This is a genomic window from Anabaena sp. FACHB-83, assembly GCF_014697485.1.
GTDB lineage: Bacteria > Cyanobacteriota > Cyanobacteriia > Cyanobacteriales > Nostocaceae > Nostoc_B.
The window spans coordinates 158,073-181,624 of the sequence record NZ_JACJRY010000003.1; the positions used below are offsets into that span (position 1 = coordinate 158,073).

At 41.1% G+C, this 23,552-nt stretch carries 12 protein-coding genes; 6 read left to right on the plus strand and 6 right to left on the minus strand.

Annotation, left to right across the window (positions count from 1 at the left end):
• Positions 1-272 precede the first annotated feature (272 nt).
• From purM to H6G79_RS04845, 3 genes are all read left to right on the plus strand, one after another.
• Complete coding sequence (purM, locus tag H6G79_RS04835; RefSeq protein WP_190589991.1) at positions 273-1,298, plus strand: phosphoribosylformylglycinamidine cyclo-ligase; 1,026 nt, start codon at positions 273-275, stop codon at positions 1,296-1,298.
• A 428-nt stretch (positions 1,299-1,726) separates the two neighbouring features.
• Positions 1,727-2,413, plus strand: coding sequence for a PHP domain-containing protein (locus H6G79_RS04840; protein WP_190589990.1), 687 nt, complete (start codon positions 1,727-1,729; stop codon positions 2,411-2,413).
• 574 nt (positions 2,414-2,987) lie between these two features.
• Positions 2,988-5,786, plus strand: coding sequence for a zinc-dependent metalloprotease (locus tag H6G79_RS04845; RefSeq protein ID WP_190589989.1), 2,799 nt, complete (start codon positions 2,988-2,990; stop codon positions 5,784-5,786).
• Here the strand turns inward: H6G79_RS04845 and H6G79_RS04850 are convergent.
• The 5 genes from H6G79_RS04850 to H6G79_RS04870 form a co-directional block, all read right to left on the minus strand.
• Entirely contained in the window at positions 5,780-11,842 is a 6,063-nt protein-coding gene (locus H6G79_RS04850; protein WP_190589988.1) for an eIF2A-related protein, read from the minus strand. The two genes, H6G79_RS04845 and H6G79_RS04850, sit on opposite strands and share 7 nt — an antisense overlap.
• A gap of 148 nt (positions 11,843-11,990) precedes the next feature.
• Positions 11,991-13,676 carry a C25 family cysteine peptidase gene (locus H6G79_RS04855; RefSeq protein WP_190589987.1) on the minus strand — a complete coding sequence of 562 codons (1,686 nt, stop codon included), beginning with the start codon at positions 13,674-13,676 and terminating at the stop codon, positions 11,991-11,993.
• A 37-nt stretch (positions 13,677-13,713) separates the two neighbouring features.
• On the minus strand, positions 13,714-15,087 hold the full coding sequence (locus H6G79_RS04860; RefSeq protein WP_190589986.1) for a hypothetical protein: 1,374 nt from the start codon (positions 15,085-15,087) through the stop codon (positions 13,714-13,716).
• Between the two features lie 627 nt (positions 15,088-15,714).
• Entirely contained in the window at positions 15,715-18,609 is a 2,895-nt protein-coding gene (locus tag H6G79_RS04865) for a glycerol-3-phosphate acyltransferase (RefSeq protein ID WP_190589985.1), read from the minus strand.
• A gap of 198 nt (positions 18,610-18,807) precedes the next feature.
• On the minus strand, positions 18,808-18,948 hold the full coding sequence (locus H6G79_RS04870) for a hypothetical protein (RefSeq protein ID WP_062289360.1): 141 nt from the start codon (positions 18,946-18,948) through the stop codon (positions 18,808-18,810).
• A 456-nt stretch (positions 18,949-19,404) separates the two neighbouring features.
• Between H6G79_RS04870 and H6G79_RS04875 the strand changes: the two genes are divergently transcribed.
• On the plus strand, positions 19,405-20,376 hold the full coding sequence (locus H6G79_RS04875) for a GDSL-type esterase/lipase family protein (protein ID WP_190589984.1): 972 nt from the start codon (positions 19,405-19,407) through the stop codon (positions 20,374-20,376).
• Between the two features lie 1,165 nt (positions 20,377-21,541).
• Here the strand turns inward: H6G79_RS04875 and H6G79_RS04880 are convergent.
• A complete protein-coding gene (locus H6G79_RS04880) occupies positions 21,542-21,685 on the minus strand; it encodes a hypothetical protein (RefSeq protein WP_190670304.1) in 144 nt (47 codons plus the stop codon).
• 59 nt (positions 21,686-21,744) lie between these two features.
• On the opposite strand from H6G79_RS04880, the gene H6G79_RS04885 reads away from it, so the two are divergent.
• Both H6G79_RS04885 and H6G79_RS04890 read left to right on the plus strand, forming a co-directional pair.
• On the plus strand, positions 21,745-22,455 hold the full coding sequence (locus H6G79_RS04885; protein ID WP_190589983.1) for an NYN domain-containing protein: 711 nt from the start codon (positions 21,745-21,747) through the stop codon (positions 22,453-22,455).
• 89 nt (positions 22,456-22,544) lie between these two features.
• On the plus strand, positions 22,545-23,255 hold the full coding sequence (locus H6G79_RS04890) for a response regulator transcription factor (RefSeq protein ID WP_190589982.1): 711 nt from the start codon (positions 22,545-22,547) through the stop codon (positions 23,253-23,255).
• Positions 23,256-23,552 lie beyond the last annotated feature (297 nt).

Below are 23,552 nucleotides of genomic sequence, written 5' to 3' on the forward strand. Positions count from 1 at the left end.
TTTGCGATTTTGGATTGACCCCGACCACAAGGGATAAACAATTTTGGATTTTAGATTTGCGATAGCGCAGCGTTAGCGACGCAGGAGCGTCTTTTAGATTAAATCCAAAATTTAAAATCCAAAATCCAAAGTTCTGCGGGGTGGGGCTTGTACCCTAAAGAATCCAAAATCCAAAATCTAAAATTCGGAGGGTCAATAGTTGATAGTACATTGACTAATGACCATTGACTAATGACTAATGACTAATGACCATTGACGATTAACTAACTTTTATGGATTATCGGGATGCAGGGGTTGATGTTGAGGCTGGTAGAGCCTTTGTTGATCAAATTCGCAATTTAGTTCAAAGTACTTTTCGACCAGAAGTACTCGGTGGACTAGGTGGTTTTGGCGGGTGCTTTCAACTCCCCACAGGTTACAAGGAACCCGTGTTGGTTTCGGGAACTGATGGTGTTGGTACAAAGCTGAAAATTGCCCAAACTCTCAACTGTCATGACACCGTGGGAATTGATTTAGTGGCTATGTGCGTCAATGACGTGCTGACATCTGGTGCAGAACCCCTGTTTTTTTTAGATTATGTAGCAACAGGTAAATTAGATAAAGAACAGTTGACACAGGTAGTAGCAGGTATAGCTACTGGCTGTAAATTGGCTGGTTGTGCTTTATTAGGCGGAGAAACAGCAGAAATGCCCGGTTTTTATCAAGTCGGAGAATATGACTTGGCTGGGTTTTGTGTGGGAATTGTCGAAAAAAGTCAGATGTTGGATGGTTCCCAAGTGCAAGTGGGGGATGTAGCGATCGCACTTGCTAGTGCTGGTATACATAGTAATGGTGTCAGTTTAGTCCGTAAAATTATTAGTGATGGTGGTTTTGCTTGGAGCGACACCCCAGAATTATTAGGTGGCGAAACCATCGGTGAAACTTTTCTCAAACCAACTCGCATTTATGTCAAACCAGTCCTCGCCGCCCGTCAAGCTGGTTTAGAAATTCATGGAATGGCGCATATTACAGGCGGTGGTTTACCAGAAAACTTACCCAGATGTTTAGGCAAAAATCAAGCAATTAAAATTAACCCCAACAGTTGGCAAATTCCCGCCCCATTTCAATGGTTAGCTGAAGTTGGTGCAGTCAGCAACGAAGCCATGTTTAATACTTTCAATATGGGGATTGGATTTGTACTCTTAGTTCCACCCCAGCAAGTAGAGCAAACAATTACCTTTTTTACATCACAAAATCTTTCCGCCTTCGCAATTGGCGAAGTAATTTCCGGCACAGGTACGCTGGAGGGATTGGTTTAGTTGGGAGTGGGGAGTGGGGAGTGGGGAGTGGGGGAGACAAGGTAGAAATAGAAATATTGCCCCCTTGTCCCCCTTGTCTCCCTTGTCTCCCTTATCCCCCTCTTCTCCCCTGCACCCTAGCCCCCTGCACCCCTGCCCCCTAGCCCCCCCTTCCCTTCCCTCATCTGGTATTCATTTTAAAAACCAGTGTCAGTATTTACCTGAATTTTTGAGAAATATTTTTAACTGACACTTATTAAAGCAATCGAAAATACTCATGCTCATTATCATTTAGATTTGCTAACGTAGTCTTAACATATTGCAAAATTAAGCTGAGTAAGCTAACTGAATACTTGCTAGTACTGATTATCCGTGCTGGTGATTTCTTATCTATTAAGTGTGGTGTTTGAGTTTGTGAATAACTGCGTATATTTGTGCAGAGGATATTTATGGTGATGAATTGTACGCGGACATCGACTTCTTGCGAACTTTTAAAACAAGTATTCCAGAAGATAGATGCCCAAAGTTGTCCGAGATTCTTTAATTTTCACATGCACACTGTCTATTCTGACGGGAAGTTAGAGCCGAGTGCATTGATGGAACAAGCGATCGCAATTGGCTTAAAAGGATTAGCGATTACTGATCATCACAATATTGGTGGCTATTTAGCTGCAAAAGCTTGGTTAGAAGACTGGAAGTGGAACAATCCTGATAGTAATATTCCTGATTTGTGGAGTGGTACAGAAATTAATGCCAACCTCTTAGATAATGAGGTTCACATTTTGGCTTACGCCTTTGAACCAAATCACTCTAGTATTAAACCTTACTTGCAAAGACACGCTGTCACTGGTAGAGAATATGAAGCAATTAACGTGATTGCAGCGATTCATGAAGCTGGTGGATTAGCGGTTTTAGCACACCCCGCACGTTATCGGCGATCGCATTTTGATTTAATTGCGGCGGCGGCGGAACAAGGAATTGATGGTGTAGAAAGTTTCTACGCTTATAATAACCCCAACCCTTGGAAACCAAGTCACAAAGAATCAGAACAAGTGCAACAGTTAGCTATTGAATATGGCTTATTTAATACCTGTGGTACTGATACTCATGGTTTAAATTTACTCCAGCGATTGTAAATGTATATTTAATTGCCTGAACTACTCCTGGTTGAATCAGCCAGGGGACTATACCATATTGGGTTCTAGATTGAAAAAAGGTTTACTGGTAAGCTTTTGGACAATCCATTTGGCGCAATCATTCTTCAATTTGGTATTAGTTAATAACCAACTTTTATCAAGCTAATATCTACATCTATGGTTAATTTTATTCAATAAAATCTACTAAATTCACTAGAAATAATTCACAGCTTTAACTCCCCGCCTTTTGAATCAAAGGCGGGGATTTTGTTATGGAAAAAAGTGTAGCAAGACATACATTATTGCAACAGCTTTACAATATATAGTTCAAAAAAACATATATCTATAGCCGTATACAACATCTACCTTAAGATACAATTAATTTCAATGGAGCCAGAAAAATTCTTTGCAAGACGCAACTTTAAATCGCCAGACTTCTAATCTTTGACGTTAAATAATTCTGTGTCTGACTACAGTGAATTGACACAGCTAGTCAGTCTTAAGTATTGAATAAGTCTTGAAAAATACAGTTTTGCCTCGACACAATCACTACTGCACAAACAAAAGCTAAAGAATGAAACACTGGATCGCCAAATTAGCAATCTGCATAATATTTCTATATAACTTTTTCTGCAATAATAGTTGGGCAATTGCCAATCAACTTTCAGAACCAAATCCTCAAGAAATAAATTCAATTCCAGGAGTAGAAAATTTAGTAGATACTAGTGATTTTGGCGAAAAGAAACCAGCAGAAACACAGCCATATCAGCCTATAGAGAAAGGGATAATTAAACAAGCGGGACTATTCACAACTTATCAAGACACAGAATCTGGCAAAGTTTATTTAGCAATTAAGCCAGAACAGCTAAATAAAAGTTATCTCGCTACAATTACTTTAGAATCTGGGATTGGGGAAAGTGGGATTTATAGTGGATTACCTTTAGCTGATTTTTTGTTTTATTGGCGGCGTGTCAAGGATAATTTGCATTTCGTAGTTCAGAATGTCAAATTTCGGATAAAATCAGGTGAAGCTGAACAGCGATCGCTAACTCGTTCCTTCAGTGATTCAGTACTTTATTCTGTGGCAATTGATAGTATTGAACCAAGCACAAACAGTCTAGTTATTGACCTAGAAGAACTGTTAATGCAGGATTTTTCCGGTTTAGCACCTTTATTAAAATACTATTTACAAGCTGAATATCACTTTGATAAAACTAAATCTTATTTTGGTGATGTGCAGAGTTTTTTGGATAATGTTGAAATTGATTCTATTTATGGTTTTTCCTCACCAGAAGGGGCAAATTTAACAACATTGCCAGACAGTCGCGCCTTGAGTTTAAAAGTACATTATAGTTTTTCCCAACTACCAGAAAATAACGGCTATATTCCCAGAATTGCTGATGACCGAGTAGGTTATTTTATTACTGCCTTCCAAGATTTTTCGCCAGATCATCTGCAAGAACCATTTGTCCGTTACATTAATCGTTGGCATTTAGAACCATCCGACCCTAACGCACCTTTATCTCCACCGAAAAAACCGATTGTATTTTGGATTGAAAATGCTGTTCCACCAATATACCGAGATGCCATTCGAGAAGGCGTTTTAATGTGGAATAAAGCCTTTGAAAAAGCAGGATTTCAAAATGCTGTTGAAGTGCGACAAATGCCAGATGATGCTGAATGGCATCCCGCAGACGTGCGTTACAACACTATTCGCTGGTTCAACTCTTTAGATGCTGGCTTTGCTAGGGGGCCAATGCGTGTAAACCCCCTCACAGGCGAAATCTTAGACGCAGATATTATTGTTGATGCCAACATGGTGCGCTCAGTTCAACAAGAATATCATGCACTGATCGAGGCTTCATCAATGTGTCAGACAGAAGAGACGCAGGCGGCAGGGCGCAGGGGTGCAGGGGAGACAATGGGGACAATGGAGACAAGGGAGACAAGGAAGATAAGGGAGAGGTCTTTCTACCTTGTCTTCCCCCACTCCCCACTCCCCACTCCCCACTCCCAAGACACAGAGACTTGTTACGGCACAGAGTCTACCGAACAAGTTGCTATGGGGGCGTTAGCATTATCACTGCTGCAAAATACCAAGCCCAATAGTGAAATGATGAAGGAGTATGTTCATCAATACTTGCGTTCTGTTATTGCCCATGAGGTGGGACACACTCTGGGTTTGCGGCACAATTTTCATGGCAGCACAATGTTAGCGCCGCAAGAATTGAATAACCCAGAAATCACCCAAAGCAAAGGTTTAACAGGTTCGGTGATGGACTATTTACCTGTGAATATTGCCCCTCAAGGAGTGCCGCAAGGTGAGTATTTTCCGAGTGTAGTCGGCCCTTATGATGAATGGGCAATTGCTTATGGTTACAAAAAACTACCTGATGTCGAGGGTGAAATAGTTACGCCGGAAACTGAAAAAAGCTTTTTAGAAGCAATTGCCTTAGCATCACCGCAACCAGAATTGTCTTACGCCACTGACGAAGATATCCGCGACATCAACCCGTTAGCGAATGTTTGGGATATAAGTAGTGATGTGTTGGTGTATTCTCAATGGCAAATGGACAACGCCCGTGTGATGTGGCAACGTCTGGATGAAGGTTATTTACCCAAGGGAGAAAGTTATAGTAGCTTGCGGGTGTTGTTTAATAGAGTGCTGAGATATTATTTCCGCAATGCCAGCTTACTTTCTCAATATATTGGTGGGCAGTCATTTCGGCGGCTTCATGCTGGTGATGAGATTTCTTGGGCTTTTGTACCCGTTTCCCTAACCCAACAACGTCAAGCATTAGCCAAGCTGCAAGAATATGTGTTTGCGGAAGATGCTTTTAGTTTCTCACCGCAGTTGTTAAATCAACTTGCACCGTCGCGCTGGCAACATTGGGGTAGTCCCATACATCATACTCGTCTTGATTATCCGATTCACGATCGCATTCTCAGTTTCCAGAGTGCCATATTACGATCGCTGTTAGATAGCGATCGCATCAATCGGCTGCGGGATGTAGAATTAAAAGCTCAACCTGGACAAGCACTGTCTTTACCAGAATTATTTGATACCCTGCAAACAGGTATTTGGACAGAAATTTTCACCCCAGAACCACCAAAATCAATATCTAGTATTCGCCGTTCCCTACAACAAGAACACCTGAACATCTTGTTAGAGATGCTGTTGAAGACTCATGATGAATTAGAAGATAGCCGCACACTAGCTTGGTATGAATTGCGACAACTGCAAACAGCCATTGATAACAAGCTGAAAGAATTTGGCGAAACATTCGATATTTACACAATAGCTCATTTAGAATTTGCAGGCGATCGCATTAGCAAAGCCTTAAATTCCCAGTTGCTTTCCAAGAGTTATTGAGATAGGGAAACGTCATCACAAACTTTTTTGTCCCTACCTTCTACATCATCGCTATTAGCCAAGTAATCTTTTACCCATTCACAAGCACTGGCAAGCAACCTATTTAAATCAGTTTCTTCCACATTCCACAATCGCACAGTATTATCCCAACTACCAGAAGCCAAAGTTTTGCCATCGGGACTAAAGGCTACAGTTGTGACGACAGACTCATGTCCAAAATATGTGTTTAACAGACGACCATCTAAATCCCAAAGTTTGATAGTTTTATCCTTACTACTAGAAGCCAAATTTTTACCATCAGGACTGAAGACTACACTTGTTACCTGAGATTCATGTCCTTTTAAGATATGCAAGAGATTACCATTTAAATCCCAGAGTTTGATATTTTTATCCTTACTAATAGAGGCGAGGATTTTACCATCAGGGCTAAAGGCTAGTTGTGTAATTTCACTTTTATCTGACAATGTTTTCAACAGATTACCATTTAAATCCCAAAGTTTGATAGTTTTATCTTTACTACCAGAAGCTAGAATATTTTCCTTGGGACTAAATACAACTTGTGTAACTTCATTTGTATGTCCTTTAAGGGTGTGCTTAAGATTACCATTTAAATCCCAAAGTTTGATGGTTTTATCCTGACTACCTGAAGCTAAGAGATTACCATCAGGACTAAAGGCTAGTTGTGTAACTTCACTTTTATTTGAAAATGTTTTCAACGGCTTACCATTTAAATACCAAAGTTTGATAGTTTTATCGCTACTACCAGAGGCAATTATTTTACCGTCAGGGCTGAGAGTAATGCTAGTCACTGTAACTGTATTATTATCACTTGGCTTTAATTCTATTTCTTGTGGTTTTTCACCCTGTAACTTCCCTGAAATTATATATTTTCCCTTAGTAGCCGCAATTAAGTTTTTCCCATCAGGAGACAAGATTATTTTGGCAATATCATTGTCAAAAAGGAATTCTTGTGGCTTTTCTTCCGTATTATTTAATTTCCAAACTTTAATGAATTGATCATAACCACCAGAAACTAAAGTTTTGCCATCCTGACTAAAAACAACACTTGTAACTGTGTCTGAGTGCTTGAGAGTTTGCCCAATTTTGTTCAGCTTCCAAACTTTAATAGTTTTATCTCTACTAGCACTAATCAGTATTCTTTTATAAGGATGAAAAATAGCACTAGTGACTGCGGCTTGATGTCCTCGGAAGGTTTGTAGCAGTGTCCCATTTAAATTCCAATATTTAATTGTATTATCTTCGCTTGTAGATGCAAAAGTGTTAGTTTTGGCATCAAAAACAATGCTAGTCACGGCTGCTTGATGGGCTGTTAATGTACGCAAACTTTTATTCTTCACCCAAAGTCTAATAGTACCATCTGCACTGCCAAAGATAATCTGATGATCATCACGACTAAAAACTACACTTGTAATAGGCGCTGAATGATTTTTATCTTTAAAAGTTGATGATGATAGTTTACCCTGTAAATTCCAAAGCTTCAGTGTGCCATCTTCGCTACCAGAAGCCAAAATTTTATCATTGTGGCTAAAAGCAATGTTTGTAATGGCTGCTTGATGACCGTTTAGCGTTTGTAGTAACTCGCCTTGAAAATTCCAGAGTTTAATGGTTTTGTCTTTGCTGGCTGTAGCGATAATTTTATTTTTGTGACTAAAAACAATACTGGTAATTGCATATTTATGACCTTTGAGGGTATGCAATAAATTACCGTTTACATCCCAAAGATTAATAGTATTATCACTACCAGCAGAAGCTAAGATATAACCACCAGGACTATAGGCAATATTGGTTAGTGAATAGTTATTGTTTGTCAGTTTATGTAATAATGTGCCATCTAAATTCCAGATAATGATTTTATTATCATTACTGGTAGAAGCTAAAGTTTGATTATCGGGGCTGAATGCAATATTGGTGACTGCATATTTGTGTCCTGTTAATGTATGTAAAAGTTTGCCATTCAAATCCCAGAGTTTGACTGTATTATCATCACTGGCAGAAGCTAAAAATTGACCATTAGAACTGAGCGTCAGACGATTAACGGCGGCTTCATGTCCTGTAAGAGTATTTAAAAGTTTGCCATCTAAATTCCAGAGAATAATAGTATTGTCTCCACCTGCTGAGGCTAGGGTTCCGCCATTAGGGCTAAAAGCAACACTAGATATATCAGCTTGATGACCCTTTAAACTAGTTTGTAATTTTTGAGTATTTAAATCCCATATTTGAACAATTTTATTATCACCATAAGCCAGAGTTTGACCATCTGGGCTGAAGGCTAATAAGTCTAGAGCTATATTAATATCTTCACTTTTATCCTGAGTATCACTAGGCGGCTTTAAGGTTTTTATTGGCTGACTATTTAACTGCTTTAAATCCCAAATTTTCACTACACGATCAATACTTGCAGCAGCTAAAGTTTTATTGTCAGGACTAAAAACTATACTGGAAATTGTATTTTTCTGGGCTGTAATAAATTGGGTATATTTTTTGGGTTTATCTTCTAAATTCCAAAATTCTATAGTACTCTCTTTCAGAGGACTACCATCGAAACTAAAATTTTCATTATTTGCCTTGGCAATTGCTAATATCTTACCATCTGCGCGTAAGGACACACTTGTAATAACGTTATTTCTTTCTTCCTCTATCAGCCATTCTCCTTCTTCATCCAGTTTCTTTAAATCCTTGATTTTGACATCATATAAACCAGCAATAATTAACTTTTGGCTATCAAGGGTAAAACTGATTTTTGTAACAAGATTTTCTTTTAAAGTTTTATTTGAAATTAAATTTTTATTTTTCTCATCAAAATCTGCCAAATTCCAGATTTTTACCTCACCATCTTCACTAGCAGAAGCAAGAGTTTTACCATCGGGGCTAAAGGCAAGACTTGTAATACTAGTTTGATGTTCTTTGAGAACTGTTAATTCTTTACCGTGTAGATCCCAAAGCCTAATAGTTTTATCGGCACTACCGGAGGCGATAATTTGGCCATTCGGGCTGAAGGCAATTGTTTGAACAGTAGCCTCATGTTTAATTAGGCGATTGCGTTCTTTAATTTGGTATACAGCTTTTTGTAAAGCTTCTATAACTCTGGGTTGTGATTGATCGAGTTTTTGCTTGCTCTTGCCGACATTGATTTTCTCTAGGATTTCTCTGAATGGTTCAGGCGGATGAACCAGTGATAATGGTTCGGAAAAGAACAGTTTAATGTTGTTTTGTGTCTGTCGTTTTTTGCCTGCCTTAATTGCTAAGATGACTGATTGTAACTCTTGATGAGAATTAAACAGCGCCAAAGAATTTAAACTACTGGCATTGATTTCATTAAATTCTCCTTTGCGCCACAGGTCTAATGATTTGAATAACAAACTTGTAATAATTAAAGTAATTATTGTCCCGCCACTCATGAAAAGGATGGTGGTAATATCACGACGGCGACGATTAATTTTTTCTTGTTCTTGGCGTAAGTGAAATGCTGCACAAGTAGAGATATATTCTGATTCGAGTTGATTTAAAAAGCCTGATTGTTTTAAAAGTTCTTGGGATTCTTTTAATCTACCGCCGCGATGAATGAGATAATTTTCGTCTTTTTGTTGTTTTTCCCACTCAAAGGCTGCTTGGCGAATTGTTTCGCGCAGTTGCAAACTCACACGATTTTCATCTAACCAAGTAATTAACCTTGGCCAATGGCGAATTAAGGCTTCGTGGGCGACTTCGACTTCTTCTTGAAATGTGGCTGAATTAACACTAACTACTATCAGTCGCGCACCTTCACCAGCTAACCGCTTGAGGAGATTTTTGGTTAATATTTGCTTGTCTCCGGCGGGAATTAATTCTTCTAACCCAACGCGGCGGCGTGTATCTCTGCGCCTTTCACCTTGGACGGCGTTTTCGTCTAAGCGAGTTAACCGAATAAAGATATTTTTAACTTGTTCTTGTTCGTCGGCTGACAAACTATTGTAAACTTCATCGGCAGTTTGGGCGATCGCTTTCTGCACACCCCCAATGGCTTCATATTCCTCAACGCGCAGCCACCGTCCGTGTCGCCGTTTCCATAACTCTAACAAGGCGTGTTGCAATAAGGGCATTGCCCCTGGTTCGCCTTGCACATCATCTAAAATGTTATTGCTCAACCCAGCTTCAAAACGTAACCCTACTTGTGCGGCTTGTAATTCCATTGCTTTTCGCAATTCCGCCGAGTCCATAGGCCCGATTAATTTTTGGTGAGACTCCATCAACTCTTTGAGTGGACGATAAGTTGCACATTCACCCCAAAAATCTGCCCTCATGGTGACAATTACAGGCTGTTGCTGAGTCAAACTCAATAATTTTTGAATAAACTCTTGGCGCTGAGTTTCGTCACTACACAGGGTGAATAGTTCTTCAAATTGGTCAACTACAATAATTGATGGTTGATTCTGCACCGCCGATAAACTAGCTTGCAGTTGTTCGCTGGGGTTATTGTTGGGGGTGAGATAAGCCAAGACTAAATCAGGCTGTTTTTCTTGCAAAGTGGGAATTAACCCCGCCAAGACAACGGATGATTTACCACTCCCCGATGCACCCAACACCGCCAAAAAGTTATGTTCTGCTAGTTTTTGTTGCAGTTGGGTAATTAATTGTTCTCGCCCAAAAAAGAACTCGCGGTTTTGTTGGCGGAAAGGATACAAACCCAAAAACGGACAACGGCTATCGTAGGCTGGTAATTGCTTATTCAACGCCACCGCATTAAAACTCAAGTCCAAGACTTCCAGCGCCAAGTTATTGACTTCGATTAACGCTTGTTCTCGTTCTTGTTTCGTTTGGGGACTTAAAGTGGTGATATCTGTGCCGAAAGTATCGGTTAATTTTTGGGATGGGTTGTGGAGTTTGGGGTATAGTGTAGGCGATCGCTCTAACAATAATTTCTCTAATTGTTTCAGACCAAACTCGATTTCTGCGGCTGTCAAATCTCTATCTAGTTGGTCACTAAATAGCGGTCTACCACCCAAGCGACTAAACAAAGCCGGCACTGTCACATCATACCTTTCAGCCAAGGAAGCCGCCGCCTCTTGTAGCGCCTTGTCAACTTCCCCAGACTCGTGTAGTTGCTTATAAAAATGTTCTGCTAAAGCTTGGGCGGTTTTCACCGAAACTTTTTCTGTCATAGCGACAACCGCCGGCATTCCCAAATCTCGCACCAAACGCTGTCCCAAACCACCTAATCCTGCCTCTGCATCTGGATGGGCGCTTTCACAAGTGCAGAGAAAGGTAAAATGGGGTAATCCCTTTGCGCCACGTAATAACCGCAGTCTATCTAACAACCGTGTTGCTGTGACTGGCTCAACTGTATTATCAGCCTTTGACCAATAAAGCACTGTCTCGCCATTGTCGAGTAATTTACCGTGGCTGACAAAATGTAATAATGTATACTGCTTGGTTCTGTCTGTTAAGTGAGTGCAGAGTTCATCTAAAGTTGGTAAACCCATTGCCCCATCAACAGTTGCTAACACATCACTGGGAATATCACCCAAAGCAGAACGCACACTTTTAACAGTACCTTCCACATCAAACAAATCTAATTGATACTTTTGCGAATCCGAGGGACTAGCAACTAAGATTAAGGCGCGTAAATCTCGCCGTCCAATGGGGGGGAAACGTCGGTCTGTGGTGGCGGGAATATACAAAGAAAAAGGCACTCGCTGATCAAGTGCTAACATTTGCCAACCTTCATCTAAAGGGGCGCACAACCTTTCCCAACGCAGAGTTCTGAGTTCTTTATCAACAGCCTCGATGAACAGCAAAACCCGCAAACAATCTTCACTCTCCCGAATTGCGGCGGTAAAAGCATCACGGATTTCATCTTGGAATAAAGCTTTACCTAAGAGTATGCCGTATTTTTGTGGTTGTCCTAGTAAACTAATTTGTTGTTGTAAATCTGTTTCCTTTAGCTGGAGATTACCTTCTGCACGCAATGGTAAAAGTGTTCCCGGCCGACTATATTCGACCACAATCGGCCAGCTATCTCCTGATTTGCGTTGGATGATAATCTCGAAGGTATTCATGGGTTGGGGAGTAGGGAGTGGGGAGTAGGGAGTAGGGTTAGGTTTGAGAGAAAGTTGCACACGGCGTTAATCAGGAAAAGCTAGAGACACGGGATGTTTCACTAGTCCCTAGCCTCTAGCCTTTAGCCCCTAAGTTTTCATTACCGAATTAACCTAATTTCTTGAGAGTTTCCAGTAAACTCACCACAGTAGAAACTGTGACTTGAAGTTTTTGAGAGCGATCGCCTGCCGTTTGATCAACAGCTTTGATAAACTGCTCCAAGGCTTGGGATAAGTTTGCTTGGGCTTGTTGAATTGCAGGTGTATCCGATGATGTCTGCGGTGTTGCGGGTGCTGTGGGTAACTTGATCGATTCAATCACAGGGCGATCGCCTGTGGAATTGTTACCGACAACTAGCCTAACTGCGGGGTCGCCAATAATTGCGTAACTGCGAGCATCATTATTCGCTGTCCACATTCCTGACAACGTGATGGGATTAGCCATCGCCCCATATTTAATTTCTTCTAATTCTGTACTTAAATCAGAAGATAATTCCGCATAGCGTTCGTTGAAATATTCTACGGCTGACCCGACTGGATGTCCTTCTAGTAAGCGTTTTAAGGTACTTTGAAAAACTGCCAATTGCTTACCAGTTTTTTCCCACACAAAAGAACAACCCCAAGCCCGTTCGACGTGACCAATCACCGCCAAAGCCCCGCCATTGGGGTGACTTAGTAACCGTCGGGGTAAAGGTGCAATGAAAGATTTAGGTGCGATCGCTAATCTTTCATTCGAGCCTTTTTGATGAGCAAATTCATCTAATTTCGGAGTCCCCGCACCGTAACAAGCAAAGTGAAAAGCAATTAACCCTAACAACTTGGCATCACTACCAATATCATCAGCCGAAAAGTAAAAATCTTCGGGAATTGCTTCGCGCCATGTCAACGGGCCTGGCCAGTCTTGACACAATAACGCTCCTTGGTGGCGGAGTTGCTTTTCATGACCATTGGGAAAACCCATACCATGACTAGCAGTAAACAACAATGCTGGTGTTTCTTCCCCACCCAATAATTTGCCTAAGCGGGCTTTAGTTGCTTCTTCTGCCAGAATACTGTTAACTGTCCACTCGTTGTCTTTCTGCTCATTCAGCATCCAGTCAGCTAAAGGCCGAATCAAGTTCTCGGCGCTGAGTTGAGTGGCTTGATCTGCGGCGTTACGTACCCCAAAAAAGCTGGCGCGGCGAGGTAGTGCTAAATTAGTGGTTTCGGCTTGCACCACACTCCGCGCATACTGAGCATATTCCTCTGGGGTATCGAAGTAAATGCGACCCACCGCATACTGCACATCTAATTGATATTGAAAACGATAGGGAATCGTTTCTGGATCACCCACAATCAACAGGTAGTATGGCATTTTATCTGGGTCGGCTGGGCCTGGCCCAACACCATGACGCGATAAAAATTGATTCTTCGATTCCCCAGGACGATAACCTTTCGGGCCTATGTATTCTTTATAATAATGCTCGTTTTTTGCTGTTGCTTGTCTTTGGCGATGCTCTAATAATTCTTTCAGAGCTTCTTTAATCGCTGGGTCAGCATTAAAAGCAAAAATCACACCCCAACCTGTTTCGGCCAAGTTTTTCGGGTCTATCCCTTCCATCGGCGCAAAATGCGGGTCTAGACCTTTTACTTTCTGGTCTTTTTGCTGAAGTTCAATGAGTTCTTCAGGGTCAAAACTTTCACCCTGAGCAATTTTTGCCAACTGTTCTGGTGTTAATGGTGGCAATAAATAGCTACCAGAAGCAGCATCAATACCGTTGAAATATAGTTCTTCGGTTAGTGGTTCTACGACCATATTCAGTACACCCTGTGTTTTAATTTTAATTGTTGAATTAACTACCAAAAGCCGCAGCCCAAACAGCATGAGCTACTTCCGGCTTATCAATGCTGTTGTGAGCATCGTCATCTTTTTTGCCATTTAAATTACGGATAAATTCGCTACTTTCTAAGTTGTAAACTTTACCCGCTTGGAAATTGTAGGGCTTGTCACAGGGGTACATTTTGAGGCTGATACTTTCGTTAATCCCCTGAATACCAAATGTGCCAATACTGCCATATTCAGGAAATTCCGACTCAGTACCGGCAAAGTTAATATCTTGACCTTGGAGCCTACCAAGTACACTGGCTGCTGGATAAAGTTTGGTCACAGAACTGTCGTGAATCGACCGAGTAGTAACAATTGGGCCTGTAACTTTGCGTTTATTGATAATAGAAGAAAAACAACCAGGTAAATTTTTGCGGCGGGGAATATCAGGACAGTAAGACCAAAGTGATAAAGCACCTTGAATTAATACTAAAGAATCAACTGGGCGGACTAACTGACTATTGTCTTTTCCAGCCACAATTGAAGAAACCATAATACATCCAAAACTATGTCCTACCAAATGAAATCGGACTGTTTTAGCGGCAGCTTTTTGCAGTTGAGTTAATAACTTAAAGCCACTGTTACTACCAATTTCCCGCGCCCGTTCTTTCATCTTCCAATAGGAGAGATAACCTAAAACGTCCAAAAATGGATTAGTTTTAGCTTGGAAAAAATCACCAATTCCAAAACTGATTTCTTGGGTTTCTGGTTCATCTGCTATCAGAGATTGATAAATATTTGCTGGGTTTAAGTTGAAAGATGCGTTATCTTCTTCTTCACCGTTTAAAGCAGCTTCCTTGATTAACACCTCATAAGCTTGGTTCACTTCCGGTGGTAAGCTTTCTGGCGGGTTGGCATATTCTATGGAAGCTGCAAAAATTGTTCTGAGTGCATCACGGGCTGCTTCTGTATCAGCTACATCTTGGGCATATTCTTCAATTAAATTATTTAACTCTGATCCCGATGTGTCGTAGGATGTGGGTTGAGCGTATAAGTCTTCATTCCCCCAAGGTTGACTCGGCCAATGTAACCCAATTAATAAGGGGCGAAATTCTTGGTTTTGTGACTGGCGTAATTCTTTGATTTTTTGGATATCAGTAGAGTTACGCCCCATAGCTGTTATCCATTTGGTGTACTGTTCTTTAGCGGCTGGAATGTCACCCCTCCATCCGTGGCTAATCAAAAATACGTCTGTTATGGGTTCAGTTGCTAGTATATCTACTAACTTTTGACTCATGAAACCAGTGTCTTCTAAACGTTCATTGCCGTTAGCATCAAAAGCAATGAGATAGTAGTCTAACGATAAGTTAACATTAGTAATGTTTACAGTTTCAAGTGGCATGGAACAATTTTAGTGTGGGTGTAATTTTGATATACTGCACCAAGAAATTTAGCAAGCGATCGCTCACCATTGATACAGCTTCATAAGTGGTAGATGCACCGCATAGGTAGCATTGCAATACTCATCGAATTTTTAAATTCGTCATCACATATACTTAGTTATGCCTACACACTTAAATACACCTTAACCGTAAAAAAACGGTGAACCCTCAGTGATAATACGTGGTTTTTCCCGAAAGTTTTTGCAAAAAATTATTATCTTTAGTTACGATTTATACAATAAATTATTCCGTCAGAGTAAAATCAAAGTCACAGCACTTACGCAGTGATAGAGATGGAATTCGCGGCTATACACTTTATATAGATGATTAAGCGGGGCTTGAGAAAAGTTGGTGATACTAATACCAATTTGCAATTCGCAATGACGCGATGCTCGTTCCTCGCTAACGCAATTAAAAACTCTAGCTCCAGTAAGACTTTCCTGATTTATATCTGTCGCATTCTTCTTTCAAATTGGTATAAGTTGCTTTCAGAAACAGTATCCCTACTCCCTACTCCCTACCTACTCCCTACCTACTCCCTACCTACTCCCTACTCCCTACTCCCTACTCCCTACTCCCACTCCAAATCATTGTGGTCTTAAGTCGTTAGATAGTTCTACGATACCCCTAGAGCCATCAATTCTGACCCGTTGACCATCTTGCAACAACCAAGTTGCGCCTTTAACATCCATCACCGCCGGGATACCATATTCACGGGCGACAATTGCGCCATGAGATAATCTACCGCCAACTTCCGCAATCAGCCCACCAGCCCGGACTAACAAAGGAGCCCAACCAGAATCGGTGTAAGGGACAACTAAAATGGTATCGCGGTCAATTTGGGGCAAATCTTGTAAGTTTCGCACTACTTTGACTCGACCTTCGGCTTGTCCGTGGCTGGCGGGAATACCTTGTAATATTTGGTCAGAGTAGATAGGAGAAGGTGCTAGGGGATGGGGTGGTGTATGTCCGTAAATCAAAATCGGGACTTGGGGAATTTTGCTATCTTCGAGAAATTGCGATCGCCGATATTCGATAATTTCTGGTAAGCGTTCTCGCAATGAGGTATCAGCTTCGGCAATTAGCTGTCTAATTTCTGCCATTTCTAGGAAAAAGATATCGCCCACCTCTTTGAGTAACCCAGATTTTAACCAAGTTTTTTCAATGGCGACAAATCGCCAGCGCAATTCTGCCAACAGGCGGGAATAAATCTCTGTCACCCTGCCTTTAATATCCACCCGTTCTTGGACAAAGCCACGCTTACGTTTACCCGATAAAGCCCGGTTAATTGGGTCAATATCGCCTGTTTCTGGTTGATTACCTTGAATTAGTTGCACAAATAACTGCTGCACTGGGCGGGGGTCTTCTTTCCAGGTGGGAACAGCAATGTTAGTCCCGATATCACTTAAATAACCGTAATCTTCCAGTAGTTCGTTAAATTCGTAAAGAACTTTTTGACCTTCTGGTGTTTGTTCTAACTGTTCAAATACTTGGTCTGGTTCAAATTCTGTTAATATTCTTCTCGCATCGGCGGCTAAAGCACTGAGCGATCGCAAAGCAGCAACTTCTGGTGTCACACTATTATCAATCTGTCCATCTTTCACCCGAAAGATGCCTTGTCTAATAGCGGCACTCAAAGGCGCTAAAATGCTGTAATAAGTGCCACGCCGCAGTAATTCTAAGTTAAAATCTATTCTCTCTAAGATTTGCGCTGGCTCCATCTCCTCAATTGATTCATGGGCTAATTGCGATAACCCAGGAATAAATAACTGGCGGTAGTCGTGCTTAAAGTCTTTGTCTAAATTCAATTCCTGTTTCAACAACTGCATTAATCCTGGGAGATTCTGCATTGTGGACTGCAAAGGCGGCTTACTCATTTTTGCGCCTCTGGTGAGAAATTCCAAACTTTCCGGCGGTAAACCCATCCGCAGAAAAATATCTCCTAAGAGGGAGGCATTAAAATAAGCCCTAGAGTAGTGCAGGGTGGCAGTTTCCGTAAAATCTAACCCAGAAGCGCGATCGCCTAACACAATTGTGAAAATATCTCCCCACACGCCACAAGTTAACGGGCGATTAATTGACCAAGTTAAAGGATGAATCACTCCCGGAATCACTTCGGCGGCGATTTTCCTTGTCCAGATTGGTAATAAGGTAGTAATTGGTCTGGCTTGTAACACCCACAAAGTTTGACCGTCATAACACCACTCAATATCTTGGGGTATGCCGTGATAACGTTTTTCAATGCGGTGGGCGAGATAAGCCACTTGTTTGAGGATGGCTTGGGGGACTTGTCCTGTCCCTTCGATGTGAATTGAAGAAATATTATCTGTCTCGACAACAAAGGCGCGATATTGTTCGGGTGTGACTTGTCCAGAGACGACTTGAATCGGACTACCGGGTAAGGCTTCAATTAAAATCGCATCACCTTGCTGGGTGATGGGATCACGGGTAAAGGCCACTCCCGAATAGACGCTTTGGACTTGCTGCTGCACCAACACAGTCATTGCTGTTTCTGGTAAACCGCGATCAATCCGGTATTGTACCGCACTGGGATGATTGTAAGAATCTCGCACTTGGGCGATCGCAGTTTGCAATTGTTCTTTACTGGTGACACTTACCACCGTTTCATACTGTCCGGCGGCGGAAGCTTGTTCGGAATCTTCCCCAACGGCTGAGGAACGCACAATTAAGGGTGATAAATCGGAAGGTTTGAGGAAGGCGATTACTTTTTCGGGATCTGCACCGGGGACAATTACCCAGCCCTTGGGGACAGGATAACCCCAACGCTTAATTTGAGAGAGGGTAGCGGCTTTTTGTCCGACTATTGCCCCATCTAGTTCATTATCTAAAGTCAAAATTGGGCGATCGCTTTGCAAGGTTGCTAAGGTTGCTTGAGTATTGGTCTGGGCTGATTCTACTGGTAAATCTAAGTCATCCGGCATTTGCCGATAAATCCACCCCAGCAACACAGCTAAAGCGATCGCAGCCAGAATTCTGAACAAATCATCAGAATGCAAAACGATTACCAGTAAAGGAAACAGCATTAATACTCCGTACTTTACTGGTTTTTTGGCACGAAATACTAAAAATGTAGTGATTGCTAAAAAACTAACAAATACTGTCACCAATGGATCATGAATTAAAAATCCCCAAGCAGCATTTGTTGTTCCCGCCCCTTTACCTAACCAAAATCTCCCTAAAACTAAAGCAATTATGGCGATAATTTCCCAAGGTGAACCATCTGGGAAAAAAATCCGAGTCAGAAAAACGGCGGCGATTCCCTTTAAGGCTTCTGAGACTACCGCCAAAAGCCCTACCCATGTGCCGCCATGATAAAAAGCGGCTGAGACGCTGATGTTTTTTGTGCCTATCTGTGATAATTGCCTACCCGTCAACCCGTTGGTGATCCAGGCGATTAGCGGTATGCCGCCTAATAGGGGGCAGGCAATTAAAATAACTAAGGCACCCCAAAGTTCAAGCATTGTTGATGTTTGATTTTAGATTTATATTGCATCTAAAATCTCAAATCGCAAAATCTAAAATTTTTTGGAAGTTTTTTCTCAATTTTCGAGGCACTTTATTAATATGTCTCAAATGGACACTGGGCAGAGGCAGCAATCTAGGTTTTGCTAAAATTCTGCCCATATCCAAATGAACACTAATTTTTCAGAACTGGTTACTTAATTTAAGGCATAAGCAGCTTGCAGCGCCCAAATAATTAGGCCAGCAATCGAACCCAATAGCAAAACTGTAGAAATAGTCACTACTTTGGGGGAGTCTGCACCCTCAAATTTCATAATTCCTCTATTTAAGTCGGACATCGCGTTTAATCCTCCTTCGTTAGAGTCCTAATTTGTCCGTTTTGATTGTAGTCCTTCTATTAGCAAAACTAGTTAAGGTTCTGCTTTTATTTTGTTTAAGCTTTGCAACGAATACATCCCTAATTTTACTTACGTCGCTAGTGGTAGTAGTTCAGTTTATACAAATCAGGTAGGAGTAGTGGTTCGGCTACGCGGTAATCGAGCGAAGCGATGCACTGAGCTTATCGTTCGCGTAGCGTCTCCGGTAGGAGAAGTGTCGAGATTCACCGTACTTATTACTGTACACTGAGCGCAGCCGAAGTGTGAGTGCTGAGTACTCTTTTTCTTACTCAGCACTTTCAAGTAAATCTACGAGTTGATATATTTATCTTTTTTTAAAGAAACACTGAAAAAATAGCGTATAGTTAATTACTTTAGCTGGACGAATATAAATAATTTATAGGTGAGGATTTAGCAGTGAAAGTAGTCATATTCATGATTTTGGTAGTGATAGTGCTACTGGTAATTATTGAGATTGGGTTGCGATCGCTTTTTGGTTTTGGTAATCCCTTAATTTACATTGGCGACCCCCAGATAGGTTACTTGTTAGCACCAAATCAAAGCACGCGCCGCTTTGGGAATCGTATTGAAATTAATGAATTTTCGATGCGTAGCAGCCCCATCGCCAAAATCCCTGCACCGCAAACTTTGCGTGTCCTGTTGTTAGGAGATTCCATTGCTAATGGTGGCTGGTGGACTGATCAAAAAAACACCATCTCCAGCTTAATCATGAATTCCCTCAAATCAGAGATTGCTGACAAATATCAGCAGGTAGAAGTTTTGAATGCTTCGGCTAACTCTTGGGGGCCAAGAAACGAATTAGCTTATTTGCAGCGATTTGGCAATTTTTCAGCCCAGGTAATAATTTTATTAATTAATACTGATGATTTGTTCGCCCATTCTCCCACGGCTTTACCAGTAGGACGCGATCGCAACTATCCAGCGACGAAACCGCCTTTAGGATTAGTAGAAGTATGGCAACGTTATGCAACTAAACAACAGCCCATTCCTGAATTGCAAGCACTCCAAGCCGAACCAGGCGATCGCGTCGGTGTAAATTTAGAAGCAATCAAACAAATTCAACTTATCACTAGTCAACACCACAGCAAATTTCTCTTAGCCATGACTCCCTTACGGCGAGAACTTGGTAAACCCGGCCCCTTGGATTACGAAATCACTGCACGTAAAAGATTGAGTGAGTTTACCCAAACCCAGCAAATTCCCTATATAGATTTTCTGCCACTATTTAATCAAACAGACAACCCACAAGCTTTATATCATGACACCATTCACATGAACTTACAGGGTAATCAATTTGTGAGTGGAGTGATTGAGCGATCGCTTTTAGAAGTTTTGGGACAAGCAAGTCAATTAGGACTTACACAGTGAGACAAAAAATCAAGGGTGTAGGTGTTCAAAACCCTTACACCCCTACAACCTTACAACCGTCTCCACCAAATATAAAAAGCGCCAGTTAAAGCGGAATCAAACTGGCGCGATCGTGTTATCGGTTTGTTAGCGTGTTATAAACAAAGTGAATTAAACAGAAAACAAAGCTTGATTTCTTAAGAAATGACTTGCTTTCCGTTATCAGTTTACCTAAAACAAATTACCTTAGAAAAACTACGGTTTTTCTAACATTTTCCTTTAGGTACAAATTATTGCTAGGATAGCATAAGCATCAGAAAGACTGAGAATCTCTCTTAGTATTTCTTAATGTATTGTCTAGATAGTAATTTAATTTACTAAATAGATTTATATAGCAACACCAATTGTTTGACAAACATCTCTCTCCCTTGTCCACCTTGTCTACCTTGTCTACCTTGTCTACCTTGTCCCTCTAGCACTTTTAGTTCACATCTCAAATAAGATAAATTTATAGGGCTTTCCTCCTGCCTCCTAAAAAAATAACCTCCGGGGTCAATTAACCACTGGAGGAGATGAGCAAAGACATTTTGTGGACTAGTCTAGATATAAATTTAGCTCCATTAATTAATCAATGCACTCCATCTTAAGAACAATTAAAGGTTAAGTTGATCAGTGATTTTGATAACAATTTTATTAACTGCTTATTTGACTGTTTTTGTCAGGAAGTACAAGATAAATATCAAATATTCGTAAATATGGCTGTAGTTGTTTTTACGATTGGTTATAAATAATTATAAACCCAATCATTCTAAATATATATTTGCCAAAACTTTTGGGCAGATTTCCCTGATAAATCAGAGGTTTGGCATTTTTGATATATGTGGATATCAATATACAAAGCTGGGGGTGATTGTGGGATTTAGCCATTCAGTTGTACAATAATTTATAGATGCGATCGCTCTTCACTATTCACCTTACAGCAAACTGCCTTTGAGCAATTGTTAGCATCCTGTGGTAAGTTGAGATGCAGAGGGAATAGATAAAGAGCCTTATATTTATAGACAAAGGGAATATCTCGTAAAACTCGCTCTAACAAGAGTTAACAACTCTAGAGAGTTTACCTTTGGAATCTGCAAAATTAACACAATTTCTGTGTATCGAGCTCATCCAACTAAGTATTAATTCATTAGTCATTTTGCTGCTTAAACTCATCAATATTCATGACTAATGACATCACACAAACTCTGCAAGCCAATGTGCGACTTAGATAGATAACAGCTTCAGCACAAATAATGCCACATCCTTTGTTGCTAGGTAAATTAACTAGCACAAATCCTATCTTGCTAATTTCTCAACAATCTTCACAAATTTAAAATTTCCGAGGAGTCAATGACTTTCACTAATTTTACCAAAGCCAACAACGTATATAAACACCTGGAACCAGAATCGCCTTCATCACCAAAGATGGTCTTGAAAAATCCTGCCAAAAGTGAACATTATCACAATCGAGAACCGAGAACCAGCGCCTCAACAATTAACGGATTAAACCGTGGGCGAGTTGCTATTTTTATCGATGGTGTTAATTTATTTCACGCAGCTTTGCAACTAGGAATTGAAATTGACTATCTCAAATTACTTTGTCGTTTAACCTCTGGTTCGCGGCTATTACGGGCTTTCTTTTACACAATAGTGGATGTTAATCGCCCTACTCCCGCACGTCCACGAGCGAATGACAAACAACAAGGCTTTTTATTTTGGATGCGGCGAAATGGTTATCGAGTAGTTACTAAAGAAGCACAACCGACAGACAATTCTAAAAAACCTAATTTGAATGTAGAAATTGCTGTCGATATGATCACTTTAGCACCCTATTACGATACAGCCATATTAGTCAGTGGCGATGGCGCGTTAGCTTATGCAGTGGAAGCAGTGACTAGCAAAGGTGGTCGAGTAGAAGTTGTGAGTTTGCGCCCCATGACTAGTGATAGCTTGATTGATGTGGCTGACTACTTCCTTGACTTGGATAGCATTAAACAGGAAATTCAAAAAGACTCCCATTTAGGTTACAACTATCGATCGCTTTCTAATTCTCACCTGTAAAATCTGTTACTCATCACCCATCGCAACTTTTTAGAGTACAATGCAAGCCAGGAAATAACTCTGCGTATTCCATTGAATTTTGAACAGCGATGGATATTTTAATTGTTGAGGATGAAGCTGAAATTGCTCAGTTAATCCAACTGGCTTTAGAAAAAGAAGGATTTTCTTGTCGTGTTAGCCGCGATGGTGTAAACGCCTTGCGGATGTTTCAGGAACAACCACCTGATTTAATTATTCTCGACTTAATGATTCCTGGGTTGGATGGCTTGGAAGTTTGCGCCAGAATTCGCCAAAAACCTGGAAGCAAAGACCCTTATATTTTGATGTTGACCGCCAAAGGCGAAGAAATCGATCGCGTCATCGGCTTATCTACTGGTGCTGATGACTACATGGTTAAACCCTTCAGTCCCAGAGAATTAGTCGCCAGAGTCCGGGCGTTATTGCGGCGGAGTCTGCGTCAAGGCGGACAACATCAAGTTACACGAACGCAAAACTTTATTGTAGATATTGAACAACGCACCGCTTCTCGCCAGTTAAATTCTCAAGAAGCAGAAATTCTCGACTTAACCAACCTAGAATTTAATTTATTAAGCACCTTTGTCAGCAACCCTGGGCGAGTTTGGAACCGCACCCAACTAATTGATAAACTTTGGGGTGATGATTTTTTTGGTGACGAGCGAGTTGTTGACACCCATGTAGCAAGGTTGCGGAAAAAAATTGAGCCAGATCCTGCTAACCCCTCGTTTATTAAAACTGTTGTTGGGGTAGGTTATAAATTTGAAGACTCTCCTGTAATGTGAGCGTGATGAAAAAACTTCGACTGCTCCCTTCAACGCTCCCTTCGACTTCGCTCAGGGAGCGTTGAAGGGAGCGTTTGCATTGTTTGGTAGAGAGAAGATTCCTTGAACTTTGCGCCAAAACTGTTCCCTGAGCGAAGTCGAAGGGAACAATCTGGGTAACGACAGAGCAGCGTAAGTCAATTATTATGGCTGACACGCCCTGAGCGTTTGCGTTGTTTGGTAGAGAGAAGATTCCTTGAAATTTGCGCCAAAACTGTTCCCTGAGCGAAGTCGAAGGGAACAATCTGGGTAACAACA